This window comes from Aeromonas sp. QDB54 (assembly GCF_027707385.1).
GTDB lineage: Bacteria > Pseudomonadota > Gammaproteobacteria > Enterobacterales > Aeromonadaceae > Aeromonas > Aeromonas hydrophila.
The window spans coordinates 126,413-148,058 of record NZ_JAPCIT010000010.1; the positions used below are offsets into that span (position 1 = coordinate 126,413).

Below are 21,646 nucleotides of genomic sequence, written 5' to 3' on the forward strand. Positions count from 1 at the left end.
GCCGTTTACAGGCCGAGCGCCTCCTTCAGCTTGCCGAACACCCGGGTGTTGTCCAGCGTCCCCTTGAAGCGGCTGCTGCCTGCGCCGTCGGCGAACAGCATGACGTCGCCGCCGCCGTGGGTCTCGGAGCCGAGCTTGACCCCGGTCTCCTGCAGGTAGTCGTCCGCCATCACCTGATCGCTGGTGAGGGTGGGACGCACGTCGGGGCGGTTGGGGCCGTTGCCGAACACCAGGGTGGTGAACGGCTTGCCATCCACGTCGTTCTGGGTCGAGCCATCGCCATTTTTCACCAGATCCAGCACCTTGTTGCCCTTGGCGGAGTAGCCGTTGATGGTCATGGTGTGGTCATGGTCGGCGGTGACCACGATCAGGGTATCTTTCAGATCCACCTTGCCGAGCGCCGTCTTGACCGCATCGTCCAGCGCCACTGCGTCGGTGAGCGAGCGCTTGGCATTGGTGCCGTGCAGGGCGTGGTCAATGCGGCCCCCTTCTACCATCAGGAAGTAACCCTGGCTGTTCTGGCTGAGCAGATCGATCGCCTTGGCGGTCATCTCGGAGAGTGACGGCTGGGTACTGGCCGCCCCCTTGGCGACGCGGTCCAGCTCGTAGTCGAGGTGGGATTTGGCGCTGAACAGGCCAAGCACCTTGCCCGAGTTGACGCCAGCCAGATCATCTTTGGTGGTGACGTAGCGATAGCCCTGAGCGGTCAGCTCGGCGGTGAGATCCCGCCCGTCGGCGCGGCCACCCTTGTTGCTGGTGCTGTTGTAGGGCGTCCAGTGGTTGGCGCCGCCCCCCATCAGCACGTCGACCCCGTCCCCCAGCGCCTGGTTGAAGCCGGCACCGCCCGGTACCGCCTGCGCGGCGATGGCGTAGGCGGCATCCCGATGGCAGATGTGGGAGTAGGTGGCGGCCGGGGTGGCATGGGTCAGCTCGGTGGTGGTGACGGCCCCCACCGACTTGCCCGCCGCCTTGGCCAGCTCGAGAAGGGTGGGCACCGGCTTGCCGTTGTCGCTGGCGCAGTTGTTGACGCCCTTGTTGCCGTTGGCGTCTTTGCCGGGCGCGACGGCCTTGGTGTCGCTGCTCATGGCGATCACCTCGTTGTTCATCTTGACCCCGGTGGTGTAGGCCGCCATGGAGGGGGCCGAATCGGTGGTCTGGGCATCGTTGGAGAAGGTCTTGATGCGGGCGCTGCGGGCCAGCTTCATCATCTCCAGATTGCCCTCTTCTCCCACCTTGTAGAGGCGGGTGGCGGTGAGCACGGTGGGGCCCATGCCGTCACCGATAAACAGGATGACGTTCTTGGCATCGCTGGCCTGTGCCTGGGCCGCGCCGCCGAGGGCAGCCAGCAGGGCCGTGCTGACCAAGGTTTTATGCAGGTTCTGCTTCATGGATTGGTTGATGGCTCTTTTCATGGGAATGCTCCTTACAGCCCGGCCGCAGCCTTGACCTTGCCGAACACGGCGGTGTTGTCGAGTGAGCCGTGGAAGCTATCCGCTCCCTGGCCGATGGCGCCGAGGAAAACGTCGGTGCCGCCGTGGGTTTCATTGCCGATTTCGCCCACCTTGACCACCACCTCCTGGTGATAGTCGTTGGCGGAGACGGTGGCGTCGTCCAGCGGCGCCACGCTGCTGCGCGGCCCGTCCACCCGGTTGTAGCCGTTGCCAAAGCCGATGATGGTGTAGGGCATGCCATCGGCATCCTTGCTCGGCTCGCCGGTTTCGTAGTTCTTCACCAGCCCGAGCACGCCGGGGTTGTCGGCGGTGGTCTTGCCGGTGCGCTTGGCATAACCATTCAGGACTAACGTGTGGTCATGGTCGGCGGTGACCACGATCAGGGTGTTTTTCAGCTCGGGATCGGTTTTCTTCACCTCGTCGATGGTCGCCTTGATGGCGTTGTCGAAGGCGAGGGTGTCCTGCAGGGCACGCTTGGCGTTGGTGTCGTGCAGGGCGTGGTCGATGCGACCCCCTTCCACCATCAGGAAGTAGCCCTGTTTCTGGTCTTTGAGCTGCTTGATGGCGGCCAGGGTCATCTGGGCCAGGGAAGGCTCGCTGGCGGGCCGGTCCAGGTCATATTTCATGTGGCTTGAGCCAAACAGCCCCAGCAGCGGCTTGCCCGCCTCGGCCTTGTTCAGCTCCTCCAGATTGCCAGCAAACTGGTAGCCCTTGGCCTTCATCTCATCGATGAGGTTGCGGCCATCCTCGCGCTTGCCCTTGTCTGCCTTGGGTAAGAAGAAGCTGCTGCCGCCGCCGAGTACCACGTCCACCCCCTCTTTGAGGGCGCTGTTGTAACCCACGCCGCCGGGCACCAGCTGGGCGGCGATGTCGGCCTCCAGATCCCGGTTGCAGAGGTGGGCATAGGTGGCGGCCGGGGTGGCGTGAGTCACCCGGGTGGTGGTGACCACGCCGGTGCCGCGGCCGGCGGCCTTGGCCAGCTCCAGCAAGGTGGTGACCGGCTTGCCGGCGCTCTTGCTGCAGTTGCTCTCCTGGGTGGCGTCGCTGTCCATGCTGATGACGCCATTGTTGCTCTTGACCCCGGTCATGTAGGCGGACATGGAGGGGGCCGAGTCGGTCACCTGGGCGTCGTGGGAGAAGGTCTTGATGAAGGCCGTCTCCGGCAGGGTATCGATGGTGAGGCTGCCCTCTTCACCGACACCGTAGATGCGGGCGGCGGTCAGGGTATTGAGACCCATGCCGTCGCCGAGGAAGAAGATCACGTTCTTGGCGCCGGGGGCGGGCGCGCTGCTGTCGTTGTTGGAGTTGCAGCCGGCGGCCAGGGCGGCGCCGATCATCAATGCAAGTCCTGCCATCTTTCTCATTGGGGTTCGCTCCTTGTAAAACCTGAGCGCAGCCTAGAGGTCGCAGATGACACTTTTAGTGAAACGGGATGACAATCCGATGAAGGTGTTACGTGAATGTTATGTTGTATCAATAGCTTATATTAATGCAGCCGGAGCACGGGACGCCGGTGGGCGAGGGGGCCGGGTGGGGGAGAATCTGGCTGGATTGCGGGCCGGCGGCTAGAATGGCCTGTCAAATCAGGGCGTGTGCAGGTAAAATGCGCCCCCTTGCGACGCCCTGCGTCCGCCACCGCTCGCCGCTCGCACCACCGCAAGCCAGCGCCCGCAGTCCCTAGATGAGAGTAACGGATATGTCCATCAACTGGTTCCCCGGCCACATGCACAAGGCCCGCAAAGAGATTGCCGAGGTCATGCCCCAGGTCGATGTCATCATCGAGATGCTCGATGCCCGCATCCCCTTCTCCAGCGAAAACCCGCTGGTGCCCGAGCTGCGCGGCGATACTCCGGTGATCAAGGTGCTCAACAAGGCGGATCTCGCCGACCCCGAGATCACCGAGCTGTGGGTGGCCCACATGGAGCAGGAGAAGGGGATCAAGGCGTTGCCCCTGACCCAGCAGGAGCCGGAGAAGATCAAGCAACTGCTGACCCTCTGCCACGAGATGCTGCCGGAGCGCAATCTGGAGCTGCGCGGCGTGCGTGCCATGATCATGGGCATTCCCAACGTGGGCAAATCCACCCTGATCAACACCCTGGCCGGGCGCATCATCGCCCGCACCGGCAACGAGGCGGGGGTGACCAAGTCCCAGCAGCGGATCAAGCTGGACAACAACGTCATCCTGACCGATACCCCGGGTTTCCTCTGGCCCAAGCTCAACCCGCCCTCCTGCGGCTACCGCTTGGCGATCACGGCCGCCATCAAGGACACGGTATTTGACTACGCCGACATCGCCATGTTTGCCGCCGATTACTTCATCAAGGCCTACCCGGAGCGGATCCAGGCGCGCTATCAGCTGAGCGAGCTGCCGGAAACCGAGATCGAGCTGCTGGAGCTCATCGCCCGCCAGCGCGGCTTCATGCGCAAGGGCGGCCTGGCCGATCTGCACAAGGCCTCCGAGATCCTGGTCAACGAGTTCCGCTCAGGCTTGTTGGGCCGCATCTCGCTGGAGACCCCGGCGATGGTGAGCGTCGAGATTGTGGAAGCCGAGGCCGAGGCCGAACAGAAGGCCAAGGAGAAGGCGGAGCGGGAAGAGGAACGTCAGGCACGGGCGCGTCGCAAGTACGCCAAGAAGCGTCAGCGCTAACCGGCATTGTGCCTGGTACTAACAAAGAGGCGACCCTGGGGTCGCCTCTTCGTTTTTGGGGGACTGAGCATCGGTGACGGGGCGGCTTGGCCACTGCGGTCGCGTACTTTTGTGTGCCGCTGCCCGCCGCCCGCCATCATGTTCATGGCGCCGCGCAAGGTCGATGGGGGTGATCGACCGGCCATGTCCTCACCAAGGCCGCCAAACTACCCGTTAATCAAGGGGATGAGCCGGGCAGCCGAGCAAGTGCAGATCTGTGCCAAATGAGGTTTTATTGCCGGCGTGAAAAAAACATCCCCTGCGCCAATTAACGCCAATTAACGCCAATTAACGCCGATTGACAATGGCATTGGCGGTGGCATGATGCGCTCGCATTTTGACTCTCCGCACGGTATTACCCATGACCACCTACACCCGGCCAGTGCTGTTGTTGCTCTGCGGCCTGCTGCTGCTGACGCTGGCCATCGCGGTGTTGAACACCCTGGTGCCGCTCTGGTTGGCCCATGACAATCTGCCGACCTGGCAGGTGGGCATGGTCAGCTCCTCCTATTTCAGCGGCAACCTGCTGGGCACCCTGCTGGCGGGGGCGCTGATCAAACGCTACGGGTTCAACCGCAGCTACTACCTGGCCTCCGCCCTCTTTGCCGCTGGCTGTGTCGGGCTCGGCATTACCCTTGGTTTCTGGAGCTGGCTCGGCTGGCGGTTCCTCGCCGGCATCGGCTGCGCCATGATCTGGGTGGTGGTGGAGAGCGCGCTGATGTGCAGCGGCAACGCGCGCAATCGAGGGCGCCTGCTGGCCGCCTACATGATGGTCTACTACCTGGGGACCGTGCTTGGGCAACTGCTGGTCAGCAAGCTGCCGACCGGCCTGATGGAGGTACTGCCCTGGGCGACCGGGCTGATATTGGCGGCTATCCTGCCGCTGTTGTTCGCCCGCATCGTCAGTGAGCGCAATGAGCAGCAAGGGAGCACCCGGGTCTGGCCGATGCTGCGACTGCGGCAGGCGCGGCTCGGGGTCGATGGCTGCATCATCTCCGGCATGGTATTGGGGTCGCTGTACGGCCTGATGCCGCTTTATCTGAACCACCGCGGGGTGAGCGATGCCGGCATTGGCTACTGGATGGCGGTGATGGTGAGCGCGGGCATCCTGGGGCAGTGGCCGGTGGGCCGTCTGGCGGATCGGTTTGGGCGCTTGCCGGTGCTGCGGGTGCAGGTGCTGGTGGTGATCCTGGGGTGTTGCGCTATGCTCGGCGGCGTGGCGATGGGCCCGGCGCTGTTTGTGCTGGGCGCCGCCGGTTTCACCCTCTACCCGGTGGCCATGGCATGGGCCTGCGAGAAGGTCGAGCACCATCAGCTGGTGGCGATGAATCAGGCACTGCTGCTGAGCTACACCATCGGCAGCCTGCTGGGCCCGGCCTGTACCGCGCTGTTGATGCAGCACTACTCTGACAATCAGCTGTTCATCGTGATCGCCGGCGTGTCGTGCGTTTATCTGCTGATGTTGCTGCGCAAGCTGGGTGAACACCCGACGCCGGTGGCCCACGCCTGAACGGGGGTGGTAGGATCCCAGCCCCGCTTCCCGACAAGGGGGCAAGACGGCGCTAGGGTGCCCGATAGCAATAGGGTACCGGGTATAAAGAAGAGGCGGCCCCAGGGCCGCCTCGTTGTTTGCAACGGTTGCCAGTTAGAGATTCATGGAGAGGAGAGATTGACGAAGAGATAAACGGCTAGTCGTAACGCTTTTTCGCCTCTTCAAACAAGGACATATGCAGCGGGATCAACTGCTGCCAGTCACGCCGATAACCGCCTCCCGGCACGGCGGCGATGGGCAGCCCGTGCCGCAGTGCGCAGTCAAAAACCATGGCATCGCGCTGGCGGACCCCTTTATCGCTCAAGGCGAGATAGCCAAGCTCGTCGTCCTTATGCACATCGACCCCGGCCTGATAGAGGATGAGGTCGGGGGTGTAGAGCCGCAGCGCCAGGTTGAGCGCCTCTGCCAGCGTGGTCAGATAGGCATCGTCCGCCATGCCGCTTGGCAGGGGAAAATCCATGTGGGAGGCGGGCTTGTGGCGGGGGAAGTTGTGCTCCCCGTGCAGGGAGAGGGTGATGATGTCGCGCCGCCCCTGGCACAGTGCAGCACTGCCATCCCCTTGATGGACATCGAGATCGACGATCAATACCTGCTCACAGCGCCCTTCGTCCAGGCACATCTGGGCGGCGATCACCAGATCGTTGAAGAGGCAAAAGCCGCTGCCAACATCCCGGTGGGCGTGGTGATAGCCGCCGGAGATCTGCAGGCCGCAACCCTGCTCGAGGGCATGGCGGCTGGCGGCCAGGGTAGCCCCCACCGAGCGCAGGGTGCGCTCCATCAACAGGGGAGACCAGGGAAAACCGAGCTGGCGAATGGCGCCGACATCAAGGGTGCCGGCGAGGGCTGCCTCCACATAGGCGGCATCGTGCACCCGTTTGATCTGCTCAGGGGTGGCGGGGGCGGCTTCTGCCAGCGGATAGCCGAGGCTGCCGAGCCGCTCGAACAGCGCCTGGTACTTGGCCAGCGGGAAGCGATGGTGCGCTGGCAGGGCCAGGGCGGAGTAGAGGGGGTGATAGAAGATGCGCAGTGACATGACGGCAGGGCCTTGCTGGAGAGGCAGATATGAAAAAGGGGAGCCAGGCTCCCCTTGTCGCACGAAACGAGTGCTCGCGCGCCATTACTGCTGCTGGATCACCCAGATCTGGAAGGCTTTGCGAGTTTCCGCATCGGCCTTGTTGTACCAGTTTTGCAGCTGGGTCAGGGCTTCCGGGTTGCTCTGAGCCTTGCTCGGGGCTACTTGCACCGGGGCGCTGTTGGCGGCCATGACGGCGGCGGTGGAGACGGCAACAGTGGCTGGCTGGTTGAAGGCCTTGCCCATGTTCAGCAGCTCTTGCTGATAGTCACGGGTCAGCTGGAAGCCTTCGACTTTCGGCAGCACGAACTGCTCGCTGGCGACGACCTGGTTGCTGCTCTTGTCTTTCAGCGCGACTTTCTGCTCTTTGACGAACAGCTTGGCTTCAGCTTCGTTGCGCGGCTTCTTGTAGTCCAGCACCAGCTTCTGGTTGTCGGCGGCGGTGAAGTTGATCACCAGCGGCTCGGCGGTGACCAGCTTGATATCGCTGCGGCTGGAGAAGTTGCCTTCGAAGGCGACGACCAGCTGGTGCTTGCCGGCCTTGAGGGGAAAGGTGTTGGTCTTGTCGAGCAGCTTGGGATTGATGGATTGGCCATCGATCAGCTGTACGACGTAGGGGTTGGTCACTTCCAATTGGGCATCGGCCAGGGCACTACCTGCCCACAACAGACCAGCCAGGGCCGGCACCAGAACAGTCAGTTTCATTTCATCTCCTTGAACAGTCGGCGAGTGCCCACTGAAAAACAGGGGCTCATTTTTACAGGTTTGCCCAAGGGCAGCAATAGGCGTTTATGGCGCCTGGGCTGCCTCTAGGCCCCGATGTTTAAAGCGAACGCGAGCCACGGCACGGGTTCTGACCGAGCCAATCGACCCTTGTCTTACTCAATCCGACGGCTGAAAGGGGGCAGCGCGTCGAGCAGCCCCTTGCCATAACGCTTGGTCAATAGACGTCGGTCGAGGATGGTGACCCGGCCTCTGTCCGCCTCCTTGCGGATGAGGCGACCACAGGCCTGGATGAGCTTGCGGGAGGCCTCAGGTACCGTCAGCTGCAGGAAGGGGTTGCCGCCCCGTTTCTCGACCCACTCGGCGGTGGCCTCTTCCACTGGCGAGTTGGGCACCGCAAATGGCAGCTTGGTGATCACCAGGTTGGTGAGGTAGTGACCGGGCAGATCCAGCCCTTCCGAGAAGCTGCCGGTACCGAACAGGATGCTGGCCTGGCCGCCATCGCATTTTTGTTTGTGCAGGGTGAGCAGGGCATTGCGGGAGGCTTCGCCCTGCACCAGCAGGGAGAGTCCCTTGGCCCGCAGACCCACCGCCACCTCATTCATCTGCCGGTAGGAGGAGAACAACACCAGGCTCGCCTCCTTGCCGGCCAGCAGGCGGGGCAGGGTGCTGATGAGCTCCTGGGTGAAGGCGGGGGCGCTGGGCTCGTGTTCCATTTTGGGCAGATAGAGCTCGGCCTTCTGGTAATCGAAGGGGGAGCGCAGGCGCAGATAGCGGGTACCATCGTGCTCTTTGAGCCCCACCTGGTGGCGGAAATAGCTGAAGGAGGAGAGGGCGGTCAGGGTCGCCGACACCAGCACGGCGCCAAGACACCTGGACCAGAGCCACTCTTCCAGCAGATAGCCGACTTCGATGGGGGAGGCATGCAGCCAGATGTCGCCGTCATCGCTCTTGACCATCCAGCGGGCCAATGGCGTCTTGCCCTCGGGCACATGGCGCCCCAACATCTCCCACAGGGCACAAAAACCCTCCAGCCGCTGCAGATAGAAGCCGCTCTCCGCCAGCAGAGGTTCTGCCTCCTTGCGGCGGATCTCGCCATCCTTCAACGCCTCGCCAATGGCGCCCTGCATTCTGTCCAGCGCCCGCAGCGCCTTCTTGCTCGCCTCCTTGAGGTTCTCCGCCAGCATCGGCAGAGGGTCGGGCAAGACGCCATCGGCGAAGCGATAGTGTTTTTCCTCATTGAACAGCCGGTCGTTGGCGGCGAGCCACTGCTCCAGCGCCTTCAGATCCGGCTGCAGGGAAGCCAGCGCATCCTGCAGCTTGAGCTGGGGATCGAGCAGGCTCTCCTTGTTGAGGGTTCTGGCCAGCTTGCCGGCACCTTGTGCTAGCTTCTCCAGCCAGCGGCGCGAACCCTTGACGCTGGCCGAGGAGGCGCCGTGATCGCGGGCGATGGTGGGCAGGTGATGGGCTTCGTCCAGCACATAGATACACTCGTCCGGCGGCGGCAGTATGATGCCGCCCCCCATGGTGAGGTCGGAGAGCAGCAGGGCGTGGTTGACCACCAGCACATCGGCCGCATCCATGTCGTTGCGGGCACGGTGGAAGGGGCAGTGCTGATGATGGCTCAGCGCCTTGTTGCAGGTGTGGCGGTCGGCGGCGATGCGATCCCAGCAGAGATCGGTGATGGGTTTGGGCCAGTTGTCCCGATCGCCATCCCATTTGCCGTCGGTGTAGGCTTGCCACAGCGCCTGATAGCAACTCTTGTCGGATTCTGACGGCTTGTGCTTGCTGAGGCTGCCGAAGTCGAGCTCGAAGTTGGCCATCTCGCTGCCGCTTGCGGCCTGTTCCAGCAGGTGCTCGCAGCAGTAACGCTGGCGCCCCTTGACCAGCATGAAGCGAAACGGCAGCTCGCTGTGGCGGTGGTAGAAGGGGAGGTCCTTGTGGATCAGCTGTTCCTGCAGCGCCACGGTGGCGGTGGAGATCACCAGCTTCTTCTGGGTGAGCCGTGCCACCGGGATGGCCCCCTGGGCATAGGAGAGGGACTTGCCGATGCCGGTGCCGGCTTCGGCTACCAGGATACGACGCTGTTTGTCATATTCCCCGGTCAGTGTCTTGGCTATCTCGGCCACCAGAAAATTCTGCTCCTTGCGCGGCACAAAACCGGGTAAGCCATCGGCAATTTGTCGATAGGTATTGCGAATGGTGGTTTTGAGACGGGTAGACAGCATGAAAAAAATGACCGTTGCACAGGGTGAAGGGGAACAGGATACCTGCAACTGGCAACCCGGGTCGAGGCATGTGGCAACGCACAGATCCGACCTCCTCTTCTTTATATAGGGCGTGGCACCGCTATTGTGTGATAAATCACCAATCTGACCGAATAATACCAGCGGTTATCACTGTAAACGTTTTCCCATGACGTGCAAACAATGTGGGATTCAGGTCACAATTTTTCCGCTATGACTATGCTTTTCGTAAAAAGTTCCAAGTTTTTTCATTGCGGATTGGAAAACCCGGTGCTAGTCTCGGCGCCATAGTGATGCAAAGTACATCGCTAACACAGGGAATAACAACGACTTAGTGTTTAATTACAGTAGGCATTGGAAACTATGAAAAAGACAATTCTGGCTATTGCTATCCCGGCTCTGTTTGCATCTGCAGCTAACGCTGCAGTGGTTTATGACAAAGACGGTACCACTTTTGACGTATACGGCCGTGTTCAGGCTAACTACTACGGTGACACCAACAAATGGGACGACACTGCTGCTGCATACAAAGATGTTGATGCAGAGCTGATTGGCGCTTCTCGTCTGGGTTGGTCTGGCAAGATTGCCCTGAACAACACCTGGTCCGGTATCGCCAAGACCGAGTGGCAGGTTTCTGCTGAAAACTCCGATAATAAGTTTGACTCCCGTCACATCTACGTTGGTTTCGACGGCACCCAGTACGGCAAGATCATCTTCGGTCAGACCGATACCGCGTTCTACGACGTGCTGGAACCGACCGATATATTCAACGAGTGGGGCAGCGAAGGTAACTTCTATGACGGTCGTCAAGAGGGCCAGATCATCTACTCCAACGCTATCGGTGGTTTCAAGGGCAAAGTGTCCTACCAGACCAACGATGATACCGTTGAGAAAATTACTGACGTAGCTGGTGGTATCAAGAAAACCGTATTCACCGACGTGAAGCGTAACTATGGTTATGCTGTTGCTGCCGGTTATGACTTCGACTTTGGTCTGGGCTTCAACGGTGGTTATGCTTACTCCGACCTGGAAAGCAAAACCAGCAGTGCTGAAGGTGAGAAGTCCGAGTGGGCTCTGGGCGCACACTACGCCATCAACGGTTTCAACTTTGCCGGTGTCTACACCCAGGCTGAAGTTAAGAACGACACCACTGGCTATAAAGATGAAGGCCGTGGTTACGAGCTGGCTGCTACCTACAACGTTGATGCCTGGACCTTCCTGGCTGGCTACAACTTCAAAGAAGGTAAAAAGAATGCCAACCTGAGCGGTTCTTCTTACGAAGACCTGATGGATGCTACCCTGCTGGGCGTGCAGTACTCCTTCACCTCCAAGCTGAAAGCCTACACCGAGTACAAGATCAACGGTGTTAGCGGCAAGGACGATGACTGGACCGTTGCCCTGCAATACAACTTCTAATCCAGCCCCTGCGCTGATTTAGTTGATAAACGGCCAAGCTTGCTTGGCCGTTTTGTTTTATCTGCTTCCCACCTGATTATCTCTCTTCCCCTCTGTTGAGCATCCTTTCCTTCTCCTGTTTGGCTTGCGCTAGTTCACGTTGTCTCTTTTCTGTACTTGGCTCCCGGTCAGCGAATCGCTAGATTATTCAGCTCGTTGCAGGATGTTCGGCAGACAGGGAAGGATGACGCTTGATTGACTTTAGTCACCCGCAGTGGCGGGAGCTGGCCCGCCAGCTGCTGGACAACCCCACCTCGGTGGTCCGCGCCCGTCAGTGGCAACCGCTGCTGGGCCTGCTCAAGGACAACCAGCTGCTGCTGGCGCTGGGCAATCACCACTATGAGCTGACACCCGCTGGCCGCCGCTACCTGACCCGTGAACTGACGCTGGCCGAGATCGCCACGGCACCACCGACCCCGGAGGAGTGGCTTCATGGGCAGGGGTGGCAGCTGGCGGAACAGGTCAACGAGCGGGTGCTTGCGGCGCTCTATCGCAAGAGCGAGGTGAGCTTTTCCCCCAACGAGCAGATCGATTTTGAAGACAAGGGGATCCGGCTCTGTGCCGATCAGCTGCTGCGCCTGCGCGCCTCTGAGCCGTTCAGCCTCTTTTTCAGCGGCGGCACCCTGCTCGATGCCGCCCCCTGGTTGCAGGCGCTCGGCGAGGTGGCGCTGCCTGAGCGTACCCTGGCCGGCCTTGGCAAGATCCTGTGGGGGGAGGGGGAGCTGCTGCGGGTGATCACCACCGACAGCGTCGGTGCCTTTGCCGAGCTGGTGCTGCCAGCGGGGACACTGCTGGTCTGGGCTCCCGCCTCGGCACAGCAGGCGCTGCAGCAAGTGATCGCCGCTCTGCCACCCCAGGTGCAGTGGAGTCATCTTACCTCTCTCGATCCGAGCGGGGTGGATCGGGTGCTGACCCTGGCCCAGCGTCTGGGCCGTCCGGCCAGCTGGTGGCTGCCCACTGCACTGGCTCCCATCATGGTGGCCTATGCCCTGCCGCTGACCGATTCCCGTCCCTGGGAGCCGAGCCGGATCCCCAAGTCATTGTTAGCAGTTTGTAGCGGTTTGGTTGAGTCCAATGGTGGCTTGTCTGCCGAGGTGTGCGCGTTGGCGCCGCAGTGGCATGCTATCGGTTGAGATTGCCGCAGATCCGGCCGAAAAAGCGGTTTGCCCCCACTCTGCACGGTGATATAAAGAGTTGACGAAGCGCTCGCCAGATGGGCGCTTTTGTTTGCCACGTGTTTTGCGTGTCACGGACGGTGTGCCAACACGCTTTGCCAGCCAACGAACTCAACGGAATACAGGGAATACCATGTTTGAAAAGGTTGTTGCCGCCCCAGCGGATCCGATCCTGGGCCTGACCGAAGCCTTCCGTGCTGACTCTCGCAGCCACAAGATCAACCTGGGGGTCGGGATCTACAAGGATGAGACCGGTGCCACCCCCATTCTCCACTGCGTCAAGAAAGCCGAGCAGAAGCTCTTGACCGACGAGAAGACCAAGAATTACCTCGGTATCGAAGGCAATATCGAATATGGCCGCATCGTGCAGCAACTGCTGTTCGGGCAAGATTCTGCACTGGTCGCCAGCGGCCGGGCCAAGACTGCTCAGGCGCCGGGCGGTACCGGTGCCCTGCGCATCGCCGCCGAGTTCGTGGTGCGTAACGGCCTGGCCAAGACTATCTGGATCTCCGATCCCACCTGGGCCAACCACGTCAGCGTGTTCCAGGCTGCCGGCCTTTCCGTCAAGTGGTACAAGTACTACGATGCGGCCAGCAAGGGCCTCGACTTTGCCGCCATGCAGGCCTCTCTGGCTGAAGTGCAGGCAGGCGATCTGGTGCTGCTGCACGGCTGCTGCCACAACCCGACCGGTATCGACCCCACCGCTGATCAGTGGCGCGCACTGGCCAAGCAGAGTGCTGCCGCCGGCTGGCTGCCGCTGTTTGACTTTGCCTATCAGGGCTTTGCCCGCGGTATCGAAGAGGATGCCGAAGGTCTGCGCATCTTCGCCGAGTGCCACGACGAGCTGCTGGTGGCGAGCTCCTTCTCCAAGAACTTTGGCCTCTACAACGAGCGGGTCGGCGCCTTCACTCTAGTCAGTGCGACCAAGGAGATTGCCGACGTGGCCTTCACCCAGGTCAAGACCGTCATTCGCGCCAACTACTCCAACCCGCCGTCACACGGTGCCGCCGTCGTCACCGCCGTGGTGAGCGATCCGGCCCTCTATGCCGAATGGGTGGAAGAAGTGGCGGCCATGCGGGTGCGCATTCGTGAGATGCGGGAGCTGCTGGTGGAGAAACTGGCGGCGCGCGGCGTGAACCAGGACTTCAGCTTTATCCGTGAGCAGAACGGCATGTTCTCCTTCTCCGGACTCTCCAAGGATCAGGTGGAGCGCCTCAAGAGTGAGTTTGCCATCTACATCGTCGGCTCCGGCCGGATCAGCGTGGCCGGTATCACCCGTGCCAACATAGACCCGCTGTGCGATGCGATCGCCAAGGTGTTGTAAGCACCGCCATCGGCATCTGTTCAGTAAAAAGCCCGCCGGGGAGACCCGGCGGGCTTTTTCATTTCCAGGTGCTGGTCTCAGCGGCGGCGTTTGCCGCCCCCCAGCAGGGAGCCGAGGACGCCGCGTACCAGCTGGCGACCCACCTCGCTGCCGATGGTACGGGCCACGCTCTTGGCTGCGGTCTGCACCACGCCGTCGTGCTGGCCGCCACGGGGGCCGGTGCGGCCAAACAGGATGCCATTGAGGGCATCGAGCAGGCCGCCTTCCCCGCTGGATGACGGCTCGTTGCCTTGCTTGCCAGTGGTTGTCACCTTGCCGCCGTTGAGCCGCTCGAAAGCAGACTCGCGATCCTCCGGCGTCTCGTAGCGGCCGCGCAGCAGGGAGCGCTGAATGAGCGTCTGCCGCTCGGCGTCGCTCAAGGGGCCGATGCGGCTGGCCGGCGGGGCGATGAAGGCGCGCTCCACCATGCTGGGCCGTCCCTTCTCGTCGAGCAGAGAGACCAGCGCCTCGCCGACACCGAGTTCGGTGATGACGCCGGCGGCATCGAAGGCGGGGTTGGCCCGCAGGGTGTTGGCAGCGATCCGCACTGCCTTCTGGTCACTCGGGGTAAAGGCGCGCAGGGCGTGCTGCACCCGGTTGCCAAGCTGCCCCAGCACGCTGTCGGGGATATCGGCCGGGCTCTGGGTCACGAAGTAGACGCCGACCCCCTTTGAGCGGATGAGCCGCACCACCAGTTCGATCTTCTCCAGCAGCGCCTTGGGGGCGTCGTTGAACAGCAGGTGCGCCTCGTCGAAGAAGAACACCAGCACCGGCTTGTCGGGATCCCCAACCTCCGGCAACTGCTCGAACAGCTCGGAGAGCAGCCAGAGCAGGAAGCAGGCATAGAGGCGGCTGGATTGGGTCAGCTTGCTGGCGGCCAGCACATTGATATGGCCGTGGCCAGCCTCATCGGTCTGCAGCAGATCCTGAATCTCCAGCATGGGTTCGCCGAAAAAGTGATCGCCGCCCGCACTCTCCAGGGTGAGCAGGTTGCGCAGGATGGCGCCGATGGAGGCGGTGGAGACGTTGCCGTAACGGGTGGTGAGGGATTTGGCGTTGTCGCCGGCAAACTGCACCATGGCGCGCAGGTCTTTCAGATCGAGCAGCAGCAGTCCCTCGTCGTCCGCTACCTTGAACACCAGCTCCAGCACCCCGCTCTGGGTATCGTTGAGGCCGAGCAGGCGGGCGAGCAGCAGGGGGCCCATGTCGGAGACGGTGGCCCGCACCGGGTGGCCCTGTTCGGCAAACAGATCCCAGAACAGAGCGGGGCTGGCGGCAAAGGCGGGGGCCGGAATGCCGAGCTGGGCCAGCCTGGCGTCGAGCTTGGCCGAGCCCGCCCCGGCGGCGCCCAGTCCGCTCAGATCCCCCTTCACGTCGGCCAGAAAGACTGGTACGCCGAGGCGGGAGAACCCCTCCGCCAGCACCTGCAGGGTGACGGTCTTGCCGGTCCCGGTGGCGCCGGTGATGAGGCCGTGGCGATTGGCCATGGCTGGCAGCAGGGAGAGGGGATGACCATTGGCATGGGCCAGCGTGAGCGGTTCGGCCATGGTGGGCTCCTTGTGGCAAATGGGGGACGAAAAACAACGGGTTACAAGGAGTGTGGTGGCAGGATCCGGGGATGGCAAGGCAGTGCCTCGTCAGCGCGCCAGAGGCTGACGAGGTGGGCGGGCTAGCGACTGCGGACCAGCTTGCCGAGGCGCAACAGCAGCAGGGTGAGGAGGCCGCCGGTAGCGGCGGTCAGCACCGCCAGCAGCAGGCTGCCGAGCAGGAAGGGGGGCACCAGGGTGGCCGCCTCGTGCTCCAGCCAGTGCAGGGTCCAGCTGAGGTGAAACGGTTCCGGCGTCTTGTGCAGCACCAGACAACCGGTGCGATAGGCGTAGAGGTACATGAAGGGCAGGGTCAGCGGGTTGTTGAACCAGACCGCCAGCAGCGCCAGCGGCAGGTTGAGGCTGAACGCCAGCGCCAGCCCGACCGCGATGAGTGAATGCATGGGGATGGGAAACCAGCAGGCGAAGATGCCGGCCGCCACCGCCCCGCTCAGGGCGCGCGGCCCCCCTTGCCAGAGGGCGGGGGCGAGCAGGCGCTCGCCAAACAGGGAGAACCACTTCTGCTGGCGCAGGGTATCGGGGTCAATCTTGAAGCGGGCGAACCAGCGATTCAGCATGCGCGGGCCACCTTGCGTTTCTGCCACTGGCGCACGGTGCTGATGCGCCAGCAGGTACGAATGAGGGCGTAGCCGATGAGGGAGCTGAGCAGGGCCAGCACCAGCGAACCCAGCAGCAGCGGCGGGGCCACGGTCTCGAACACCGACACCAGCCAGGCCCAGGTGAACTCGATCTCGATGTGCTGGGAGGATTGCCCCAGCAGCTGGCAGCCGGTCAGATAGGCGCCGTAGAACAGTGGCGGCATGGTAAAGGGGTTGGAGAGCCAGACCAGGGCTACCGAGAGCGGCAGGTTGACCCGGCAGGCGATGGCGCCGCCGGCCGCCAGCAACATCTGGCAGGGAAGCGGCACCCAGGCCATGAACAGCCCCACCGCGAAGGCACCGGCCGCCGAGCGCCGATTGAGGTGCCACAGGTTGGCATCCAGCAGCAGCTTGCCAAACAGCCGCAAGTGCTTGTGTTCCTTGAGTGTCGCCGGATCAGGCAGCCAGCGTTGTATGAGTCGTTTGGGCATATTGAAACCTTGCTAAATACTTGCACCATGGATCTGCGTCTGTTGTCGTTTGCCCTCGGGGCAAGCTCCTCACTGCTTTGGCCATGGTTGCCTTCATGGGAATGGGGTGGCCTGATGCTGCTGCTCGCGTTCCCCCTGGCCGGTTACCGCTGCTGGCGGCTGCTGTTTCTGCTGTGCGGCATCCTCTGGATGCAGGGGAGTTTGCACTACCGGCTTGCCTGGCTGGATCAGCTCGGCAAAAAAACGAGCCACATCATAACCGCACAGCTGCAAAGTGCAGAACCCGAGGGCGATAAATTTATCCGGCTGGTGCTGCGGGTAAACAGGCTCGACGAGCAGGCGCTCACTCCGGCGCCGCTGGTGCGCATCAATGCCTACCAGGCGCTGCCCGCCATGACGGCAGGTAGTCGCCTCACTCTGGTGGTCTCTCTCAAACCGGCCCACGGCCTGGCCAACGAGGCGGGGATGGATGGGCGGCGCCTGCTGCTCGGCAAGGGGATCACCGCCACCGGCAACCTGCGCCGGGTGATCCAGATTGAGCCGGCGCAGACGGGGCTGCGCGAGCGCTGGCTGGCCCGGGCCGCCGCCAGCTGGCAGGATCTGAGCCAGGGCCCGCTGCTGGCGGCGCTCACCTTCGGCGAACAGGGCGGTATCACGGATGAGCAGTGGAGCTTGTTTCGAGGCTGCGGGCTGACCCACATCATCGCCATCTCGGGGCAGCATATCGCGCTGGTGGCGGTGCTCGGCTGGTGGCTGGGGCGACTGTTCGGGCTGCGGGGAGCGATTCTGGTCGCCCTGCTGTTTGCCGCCCTCTACAGCTGGCTGGCCGGTTTTGCGGTGGCCACCGAACGGGCCCTCATCATGGTGCTGGTGTGGAGTCTGCTGCGCTGGCGACGGCGGGAGTGGCCAGCCCATCGCATCTGGTTGTGGGCCTTCGTGGTGCTCACGCTCTGGGATCCCTTTGCCCTCTATTCGGCCGGATTCTGGCTCTCCTTCCTGGCGGTGGCTCTGCTGCTGGTGGCGAGCCTGCTGGAGGCAAAACCCGGGCTCATTCGTCTGCAGGGCTTGTTGCTGCTGGGGCTGCTGCCGCTGCAACTGGCGCTGTTCGAGGGGATTGCCCCGCTGTCGCTGCTGCTCAATCTGCTGGCATTGCCGCTCTTTTGTATCGGCATCATACCGCTGGCGCTCATCGGGGTGCTGCTGGCGCCGCTTTCAGGGGAGCTGGCCCACCTGCTGTTCTGGCTGGCCGATGTCGGCCTGCAGTGGGTGTTGTGGGCGTTGGCCCGGCTGGCCAGTCAGTGGCAGCTCTGGTGGCCGGTGCCGGGCTGGGTACTGCCGCTCACGGCGCTGCTGACCCTGCTCTGGTGCGCCTGGCATGTGCCGGGCGGCCGTCCGCTGCTGTTGCCAGGGGGCGTGGCCCTGCTGCTGGCGGCCTGGCCGGCGCCGAGCCACTGGCAACTGAGGGTGCTGGACGTGGGGCAGGGGCTGGCGGTGCTGATCACCCGGGGCGAGCGTGGCATCCTCTTCGACACCGGCGATCGCTACCCGGGCGGCTACAACATGGCGGATGCCGTGATCCTGCCCTTGCTGAACCGGCTCGATGTGCGGGTGCTGGATTATCTGGTCATCAGCCACAAGGACAGGGATCACGCCGGCAATCGGCGCGCCATCCTGCAGGCTCTGCCGGTGCGCCACGAGCTCTCGTCATTCGACTTCGGCCGCTTCACTACCCTGTGTCGGCGTGGCCAGCAGTGGCGCTGGCAGGGGCTCGAGATGGCGGTGCTCTGGCCGCAGCAACCGGGGCCTGGTCACAACAACGACGGCTGTGTGTTGCAGATCCGCGACGGGGAACGGCGCATCCTGCTCAGTGCCGACATCGAGCGGCAGGCAGAGCAGCGGCTGCTGGCGCTGGAAGGGGAGGGGCTTGCCAGCACCCTGCTGGTGAGCCCCCATCACGGCAGCCGCACCTCCTCCACGGCACCCTTCGTGGCGGCGGTGGCCCCCCGCTATGTGGTGCACAGCGCCGGCTTCATGAACCAGTGGGGCTTTCCCCGCCCCGAGGTGGTGGCCCGCTACCAGGAGGCGCAGCAATGGGTCACCGGGCTGGACGGAGAAATTCTGGTCGAGCCTGCGCCGGGTGGGCTGTGGATCCGGGCCGAACGGGAGCAGGGCCCCTGGTTTCGCCGCAAGGGTGACTGGTGGCGGCCTGCATTCTGGCCTGATCGCTGAGCGTAAACCCGGCTGTGGCTGGGATAACGGCCGTCATTTCCTGTCTTGGCGAGGGACATGCGCTGGCGATGCTTGGTGTAATCCTGCGCTTTGGCTGGGATAACGGCGGTGATTTCCCGCCTTGGTGATGGGCACCGCTTGGTGTAATCCAGCGCTTTGGCTAGAATAGCCCGTCATTTCCCTTATTAACGGCTATTCATGCAACAAGAAATCTCACAAGACAGCTGGCCTGTCTTCAAGCGTCTGCTCGGCTATGTCCGTGACCGCAAGCTTGGCCTGATCGGCGGCATCATCGGCATGCTGGGCTACGCCGCCGTGGATACCACCTTCGTCTATTCCATCAAGCCGCTGATCGACCAGGGGATCAACGGCAACGATCCGACCGTGCTCAAGTGGATGCCCTTCTTCGTACTGGGCATCGTGGCCCTGCGCGGCGTCGCCAACTTCCTCTCCAACTACTGCATGGCCTGGGTCGGCAACCACGTGGTGATGCGTCTGCAGCAGCAGGTGTTCAATCATATGGTGGCGATGCCGATGAGCTTCTTCGACCGCCAAAACACCGGTCACCTACTCTCCAAGGTGACCTATGACGCTAGCCAAGTCTCCTCGGCGGCGAGTACCACCTTGGTCACCCTGGTGCGGGAAGGGGCGACCGTGGTCGGCCTGCTCGGCCTGATGTTCTGGCACTCCTGGCAGCTGTCGGTGATCTTCCTGGTGGTGGGGCCCGTGGTGGGCATCATCATCGGCCTCATCAGCCGTCGTTTCCGTCAGATCAGCCGCCACATCCAGCAGGCGGTGGGTGACATCACCACCTCCACCGAGCAGATGCTCAAGGGGCACAAAGAGGTGCTGATGTTCGGTGGCCAGAAGGTGGAAGAGAAGCGCTTCTTCAAGGTCAGCAACAACATGCGCCAGCAGACCATGAAGATGGTCGCCGCCGATGCGATCGGCAGCCCGGTGGTGCAGATGGTTGCCTCCATCGCGCTGGCGGCCTTCCTCTATGTGGCCACCATCGACAGCGTGCGCAGCGAGCTGACTGCCGGTACCTTCACCGTCATGATCACCTCCATGATGATGCTGCTCAAGCCGCTGAAAAGCCTGACCGACGTCAACAACCAGTTCCAGCGCGCCATCACCGCCTGCCACAGCCTGTTTGGCCTGCTCGACACCGAGCCGGAACAGGATACCGGTACCCGTACCCTGGAGCGCGCCCGCGGCGAGATCGAGTTTCGCAACGTCACCTTCACCTACCCGACCAAGGACACCCCGGCGCTGCACAACGTCAGTTTCAAGGTGGAGGCGGGTAAATCGGTGGCGCTGGTGGGGCGTTCCGGCTCCGGCAAGAGCACCATCGCCAGCCTGTTGACCCGCTTCTACGACATCGAACAGGGGGAGATCCTGCTGGACGGCGTCAATATCCGCGATTACCGCCTGAGCGAGCTGCGCAAGCAGTACGCCCTGGTCTCCCAGCATGTCCACCTGTTCAACGACACGGTGGCGAGCAACATCGCCTACGCCGCGGAAGAGAAATATAGCCTCGACGAGATCAAGCAGGCGGCCCGCATCGCCCACGCCGACGAGTTCGTCAGCAAGATGAGCAACGGTTATGAAACCGTGGTTGGCGAGAACGGTGCGTCGCTTTCCGGCGGTCAGCGTCAGCGCATCGCCATCGCCCGTGCCCTGCTGCGTGATGCGCCGGTTCTGCTGCTGGACGAGGCTACCTCGGCGCTGGATACCGAGTCCGAGCGCCACATCCAGGCAGCCATCGACGAGCTGTGCAAGGCGCGCACCTCGCTGGTGATCGCTCACCGCCTCTCCACCATCGAGAAGGCGGACGAGATCCTGGTGATCGATGAAGGCCATATCGTCGAGCGCGGCAACCACGCGGCGCTGATGGCCCAGCAGGGCACCTATGCCCAGCTGCGCGCCATCCAGTTCGGCCATGCCACCGCAGGTGGCAACGCCTGATGCTGGAGCGGCTCTGGTATGCAAAGAGTGGCTGGCGCTGGTTGCTGGCCCCCTTTGCCCTACTGTTCGCCGTCATCAGCGGTACCCGCCGTTACGCCTATCGTCATGGCTGGTGCAAGGGCTATCGTGCCTCTGTGCCGGTCATCGTCGTGGGCAATATCTCGGTGGGTGGCAATGGCAAGACCCCGGTAGTGGTCTGGCTGGTGGAGCAGTTGCAGGCCCGCGGCTATCGCCCGGGGGTGGTGAGCCGCGGCTATGGTGGCAAGGCGCCCCATTACCCGTACCGGCTCAATGCCGCCAGCACCACGGCGCAGGCGGGGGATGAACCGGTACTGATTGCCCGGCGCTGCGGCTGCCCGGTGGTGGTTGCCCCGAAACGGGCCGATGCGGTACGTCTGCTGGAGCAGAGCGGCGAAGTGGACATCATCATCACCGACGACGGCCTGCAGCACTATGCGCTGGCCCGGGACATCGAGCTGGTGGTGGTGGATGGGGCGCGTCGTTTCGGCAACGCCTGCCTGTTGCCCATGGGGCCGCTGCGCGAGCCGGTCACCCGGCTCAAGCGGGTGGACGCCATCATCTGCAACGGCGGCGAGCCGGGGCGGGGAGAGTATCCCATGAGGCTGGTGGCTGACGCTCCCCGCCGGGTGTGCGACGAGGCCCCGCTGGCCACGCCGCTGGCGGGCCCGGTCGATGCGCTGGCGGGAATTGGTCATCCGCCCCGTTTCTTCGCCACCCTCGAAGGGCTCGGCTACCAGCTGGATCAGCGGGTGGCCTACGGCGATCACCACCCCTTCGGTCGGGACGAGCTGGTGGGCCGCTTTGCCGGCAAGCCGCTGTTGATGACCGAGAAGGATGCGGTCAAGTGCCGCTCCTTTGCCCTCGACAACTGGTGGTATCTGCCGGTCAGCGCCGAGTTGCCCGCCTCCCTGCTCGATACCCTGCTGCACAAGCTGGGGACGAGCGGGAAGGGGCAAGGCGCAACCCAGGCACAAGGTTAATCTCTCTCGCCCGCGTGGGGGAGCAGGGGCTTATCATGCCCCGCATGGT

16 protein-coding genes are annotated in these 21,646 nt (G+C 63.0%); 8 read left to right on the plus strand and 8 right to left on the minus strand.

Annotation, left to right across the window (positions count from 1 at the left end; all coding sequences use genetic code 11):
* Window positions 1–5 precede the first annotated feature (5 nt).
* Together PG881_RS12215 and PG881_RS12220 are read right to left on the minus strand one after the other, a co-directional pair.
* Complete coding sequence (locus PG881_RS12215; protein WP_118880872.1) at window positions 6–1,412, minus strand: alkaline phosphatase; 1,407 nt, start codon at window positions 1,410–1,412, stop codon at window positions 6–8.
* An 11-nt stretch (window positions 1,413–1,423) separates the two neighbouring features.
* Window positions 1,424–2,815, minus strand: a complete 1,392-nt coding sequence (locus PG881_RS12220; RefSeq protein ID WP_118880873.1) for an alkaline phosphatase — start codon at window positions 2,813–2,815, stop codon at window positions 1,424–1,426.
* Window positions 2,816–3,147: 332 nt separating this feature from the next.
* Here PG881_RS12220 and ylqF point away from each other — a divergent pair, with 332 nt between their 5' ends.
* Entirely contained in the window at window positions 3,148–4,098 is a 951-nt protein-coding gene (gene ylqF, locus PG881_RS12225; protein ID WP_016351290.1) for a ribosome biogenesis GTPase YlqF, read from the plus strand.
* Window positions 4,099–4,498: 400 nt separating this feature from the next.
* Window positions 4,499–5,647 carry an MFS transporter gene (locus tag PG881_RS12230; RefSeq protein WP_118880874.1) on the plus strand — a complete coding sequence of 383 codons (1,149 nt, stop codon included), beginning with the start codon at window positions 4,499–4,501 and terminating at the stop codon, window positions 5,645–5,647.
* Window positions 5,648–5,825: 178 nt separating this feature from the next.
* On the opposite strand, the gene PG881_RS12235 is transcribed toward PG881_RS12230, so the two are convergent.
* The 3 genes from PG881_RS12235 to dinG all read right to left on the minus strand — a co-directional run bounded on the left by PG881_RS12235 (window position 5,826) and on the right by dinG (window position 9,712).
* Window positions 5,826–6,722: a histone deacetylase family protein gene (locus PG881_RS12235; protein WP_162901869.1), complete on the minus strand. Its 897-nt coding sequence runs from the start codon at window positions 6,720–6,722 to the stop codon at window positions 5,826–5,828.
* Window positions 6,723–6,806: 84 nt separating this feature from the next.
* Window positions 6,807–7,466 (minus strand): YccT family protein, encoded by a 660-nt coding sequence (locus PG881_RS12240; RefSeq protein ID WP_065478240.1) that lies wholly within the window; start codon window positions 7,464–7,466, stop codon window positions 6,807–6,809.
* A 173-nt stretch (window positions 7,467–7,639) separates the two neighbouring features.
* On the minus strand, window positions 7,640–9,712 hold the full coding sequence (gene dinG, locus PG881_RS12245; protein WP_270800261.1) for an ATP-dependent DNA helicase DinG: 2,073 nt from the start codon (window positions 9,710–9,712) through the stop codon (window positions 7,640–7,642).
* Between the two features lie 381 nt (window positions 9,713–10,093).
* Between dinG and PG881_RS12250 the strand changes: the two genes are divergently transcribed.
* The 3 genes from PG881_RS12250 to PG881_RS12260 all read left to right on the plus strand — a co-directional run bounded on the left by PG881_RS12250 (window position 10,094) and on the right by PG881_RS12260 (window position 13,684).
* The gene (locus PG881_RS12250; protein ID WP_043165869.1) at window positions 10,094–11,146 is read left to right on the plus strand and encodes a porin; all 1,053 of its coding nucleotides are present in this window, start codon (window positions 10,094–10,096) and stop codon (window positions 11,144–11,146) included.
* A gap of 230 nt (window positions 11,147–11,376) precedes the next feature.
* Window positions 11,377–12,318, plus strand: coding sequence for a hypothetical protein (locus PG881_RS12255; RefSeq protein ID WP_162901871.1), 942 nt, complete (start codon window positions 11,377–11,379; stop codon window positions 12,316–12,318).
* A 175-nt stretch (window positions 12,319–12,493) separates the two neighbouring features.
* Entirely contained in the window at window positions 12,494–13,684 is a 1,191-nt protein-coding gene (locus tag PG881_RS12260) for an amino acid aminotransferase (RefSeq protein ID WP_106552881.1), read from the plus strand.
* A 77-nt stretch (window positions 13,685–13,761) separates the two neighbouring features.
* Here PG881_RS12260 and PG881_RS12265 read toward each other — a convergent pair whose 3' ends face one another.
* The 3 genes from PG881_RS12265 to PG881_RS12275 form a co-directional block, all read right to left on the minus strand.
* Window positions 13,762–15,270, minus strand: coding sequence for a helicase HerA-like domain-containing protein (locus tag PG881_RS12265; RefSeq protein ID WP_118880877.1), 1,509 nt, complete (start codon window positions 15,268–15,270; stop codon window positions 13,762–13,764).
* A gap of 122 nt (window positions 15,271–15,392) precedes the next feature.
* Window positions 15,393–15,887: a DUF2062 domain-containing protein gene (locus PG881_RS12270; protein WP_045527395.1), complete on the minus strand. Its 495-nt coding sequence runs from the start codon at window positions 15,885–15,887 to the stop codon at window positions 15,393–15,395.
* Window positions 15,881–16,399, minus strand: coding sequence for a DUF2062 domain-containing protein (locus PG881_RS12275; protein ID WP_011706585.1), 519 nt, complete (start codon window positions 16,397–16,399; stop codon window positions 15,881–15,883). The genes PG881_RS12270 and PG881_RS12275 overlap by 7 nt, the downstream gene beginning before the upstream one ends.
* Between PG881_RS12275 and PG881_RS12280 the strand changes: the two genes are divergently transcribed.
* From PG881_RS12280 to lpxK, 3 genes are all read left to right on the plus strand, one after another.
* The gene (locus tag PG881_RS12280) at window positions 16,337–18,628 is read left to right on the plus strand and encodes a DNA internalization-related competence protein ComEC/Rec2 (protein ID WP_205421755.1); all 2,292 of its coding nucleotides are present in this window, start codon (window positions 16,337–16,339) and stop codon (window positions 18,626–18,628) included. The two genes, PG881_RS12275 and PG881_RS12280, sit on opposite strands and share 63 nt — an antisense overlap.
* A 198-nt stretch (window positions 18,629–18,826) precedes the next feature.
* Window positions 18,827–20,596, plus strand: coding sequence for a lipid A ABC transporter ATP-binding protein/permease MsbA (msbA, locus tag PG881_RS12285; protein ID WP_118880878.1), 1,770 nt, complete (start codon window positions 18,827–18,829; stop codon window positions 20,594–20,596).
* Window positions 20,596–21,597 (plus strand): tetraacyldisaccharide 4'-kinase, encoded by a 1,002-nt coding sequence (gene lpxK / locus PG881_RS12290; protein ID WP_118880879.1) that lies wholly within the window; start codon window positions 20,596–20,598, stop codon window positions 21,595–21,597. The genes msbA and lpxK overlap by 1 nt, the downstream gene beginning before the upstream one ends.
* Window positions 21,598–21,646: the final 49 nt, after the last annotated feature.

Excerpts from the sequence above, each read along its gene's own strand:
- PG881_RS12215 (WP_118880872.1), bottom strand. The coding sequence starts at position 1,412 with ATGAAAAGAGCCATCAACCAATCCATGAAGCAGAACCTGCATAAAACC.
- PG881_RS12220 (WP_118880873.1), bottom strand. The coding sequence starts at position 2,815 with ATGAGAAAGATGGCAGGACTTGCATTGATGATCGGCGCCGCCCTGGCC.
- ylqF (WP_016351290.1), top strand. The coding sequence starts at position 3,148 with ATGTCCATCAACTGGTTCCCCGGCCACATGCACAAGGCCCGCAAAGAG.
- PG881_RS12230 (WP_118880874.1), top strand. The coding sequence starts at position 4,499 with ATGACCACCTACACCCGGCCAGTGCTGTTGTTGCTCTGCGGCCTGCTG.
- PG881_RS12235 (WP_162901869.1), bottom strand. The coding sequence starts at position 6,722 with ATGTCACTGCGCATCTTCTATCACCCCCTCTACTCCGCCCTGGCCCTG.
- PG881_RS12240 (WP_065478240.1), bottom strand. The coding sequence starts at position 7,466 with ATGAAACTGACTGTTCTGGTGCCGGCCCTGGCTGGTCTGTTGTGGGCA.
- dinG (WP_270800261.1), bottom strand. The coding sequence starts at position 9,712 with ATGCTGTCTACCCGTCTCAAAACCACCATTCGCAATACCTATCGACAA.
- PG881_RS12250 (WP_043165869.1), top strand. The coding sequence starts at position 10,094 with ATGAAAAAGACAATTCTGGCTATTGCTATCCCGGCTCTGTTTGCATCT.
- PG881_RS12260 (WP_106552881.1), top strand. The coding sequence starts at position 12,494 with ATGTTTGAAAAGGTTGTTGCCGCCCCAGCGGATCCGATCCTGGGCCTG.
- PG881_RS12265 (WP_118880877.1), bottom strand. The coding sequence starts at position 15,270 with ATGGCCGAACCGCTCACGCTGGCCCATGCCAATGGTCATCCCCTCTCC.
- PG881_RS12270 (WP_045527395.1), bottom strand. The coding sequence starts at position 15,887 with ATGCTGAATCGCTGGTTCGCCCGCTTCAAGATTGACCCCGATACCCTG.
- PG881_RS12275 (WP_011706585.1), bottom strand. The coding sequence starts at position 16,399 with ATGCCCAAACGACTCATACAACGCTGGCTGCCTGATCCGGCGACACTC.
- msbA (WP_118880878.1), top strand. The coding sequence starts at position 18,827 with ATGCAACAAGAAATCTCACAAGACAGCTGGCCTGTCTTCAAGCGTCTG.
- lpxK (WP_118880879.1), top strand. The coding sequence starts at position 20,596 with ATGCTGGAGCGGCTCTGGTATGCAAAGAGTGGCTGGCGCTGGTTGCTG.